Here is a 1,852-nt window from a genome sequence, read left to right as displayed (position 1 = left end):
GTCATCACGATTGAACGGAGGACGCCCACCACGATCGTCACGATTGAACGGGGGCCGCCCGCCACGGTCATCGCGGTTGAAGGGGGGCCGCTGGCCGCCCTCACGCGAGCCGTACTGGCTACGCGCCTGGTCACGATCACCGTAGGAACGACGCTCACCGCCACCCGGACGGTCATCACGRTTGAACGGAGGACGCCCACCACGATCGTCACGATTGAACGGAGGACGCTGGCCGCCCTCACGRTCGCCGTAGGAACGACGCTCACCACCGCCCGGACGGTCATCACGRTTGAACGGAGGACGCCCACCACGGTCATCGCGGTTGAACGGAGGACGGCCGCCACGATCGTCGCGGTTGAACGGAGGACGCTGACCACCCTCACGATCGCCGTAGGAACGACGCTCACCACCGCCCGGACGGTCATCACGATTGAACGGAGGACGSCCRCCACGATCGTCGCGGTTGAACGGAGGACGCTGACCACCCTCACGATCGCCGTAGGAACGACGCTCACCGCCACCCGGACGGTCATCACGATTGAACGGAGGACGCCCACCACGGTCATCGCGGTTGAAGGGAGGCCGCTGGCCGCCCTCACGCGAGCCGTACTGACTACGCGCCTGGTCACGGTCGCCATAGGAACGACGCTCACCGCCGTCACGCGGCCCTGAGGAACGCTGGCCCGCGTCGCGAGAGCCATAGGAGCGCTGACCACCGCCGCCTGGGCGGTCATCGCGGTTGAACGGAGGCCGGTCGCCTCCACTGCGGCTGTCGCGGTAACCGCCGGACGGACGGTCGCCTCGGTCGCGAGAACCATAGGGCCCGCCTGAACGTCCCTCGCGGCGCTCACCATATCGGGGGCCGTCTCCCGGACGCCCTCTGTCGCTACCTGCGCGATCCCCGCGGTAGCCTCCCTGACCGCTAGATCCGCGGTTCTCGCCTTCGTCGCGCCGGCCCGCGCCGTCACGCCCGTTATCACTGTTCACTTCTGGTCCATTCGTTTGCTCACTCGGCGAGCGCGTCCTCTTATGTGCATGGGACGATTCGCTGTGCGGGCGGTCTCCGGCCGCGGGGTGCGCCCCGTTCGCTATCGCTGCCCCGCCCTATCGTGGTCTAGCGCGACGAAGGCCACCCTCAGTGGGGGGTGGCCCGGCTCCTCCAGCCTAGCAAGTCGCCCAAAGTCCGTACGCCTTCTGCCTACGTAGGTGCGTATTGATCGCATACACCGAGGCGAGCGCGAGCCAGCCAAGATCAAGAATCTCTGATGCCTGATCAGATCTTCGCTGCTCTCTGGAGAGAGCAGACGACCATCGAGCTGGGCCGTAACGGACTGGGCGGCCATCGTCGTTCATGGAGGAAAGGGGCCTGGTTGAAAATGGGTGAAAAACAGAAAGGGCCGCCCCACAAGGAGCGGCCCTTTCTAAAGATTGTCCGGCGGCGACCTACTCTCCCACACCGTCCCCGGTGCAGTACCATCGGCGCTGAAGAGCTTAACTTCCGGGTTCGGAATGTAACCGGGTGTTTCCCCTTCGCCATAACCGCCGTAACACTGTGAAACTGTCAAACACACACGGTGCTTGCTGTTTCAGAATCGCATAGTGGACGCGAGCAAAAATGCTTTGTGGTCAAGTCCTCGGCCTATTAGTACCGGTCAGCTCCACACATTACTGTGCTTCCACCTCCGGCCTATCAACCCAATCGTCTATTGGGGGCCTTACCCACTCACGTGGTGGGAGACCTCATCTCAAGGCGAGCTTCCCGCTTAGATGCTTTCAGCGGTTATCCCTTCCGAACGTAGCCAACCAGCCGTGCTCCTGGCGGAACAACTGGCACACCAGAGGTTCGTCCGTC

Annotated in this window: 1 protein-coding gene and 2 rRNA genes; 1 reads left to right on the top strand and 2 read right to left on the bottom strand. The window is 63.9% G+C overall.

The window, feature by feature from the left end:
• On the top strand, nucleotides 1-672 hold a 672-nt coding region (locus CA984_RS46920), incomplete at its 5' end, for a hypothetical protein (RefSeq protein ID WP_165781653.1).
• Nucleotides 673-1,430: 758 nt separating this feature from the next.
• On the opposite strand, the gene rrf is transcribed toward CA984_RS46920, so the two are convergent.
• Both rrf and CA984_RS43900 read right to left on the bottom strand, forming a co-directional pair.
• Nucleotides 1,431-1,547: ribosomal RNA gene (gene rrf, locus CA984_RS43905) — 5S ribosomal RNA — on the bottom strand.
• Between the two features lie 75 nt (nucleotides 1,548-1,622).
• A 23S ribosomal RNA gene (locus CA984_RS43900) occupies nucleotides 1,623-1,852 on the bottom strand; the annotation flags it as partial.

This window comes from Streptosporangium minutum, assembly GCF_002149035.1.
Lineage (GTDB): Bacteria > Actinomycetota > Actinomycetes > Streptosporangiales > Streptosporangiaceae > Streptosporangium > Streptosporangium minutum.
Note: the sequence above shows the minus strand (reverse complement) of the source record. Positions and strands in the feature narration are given on the sequence as shown.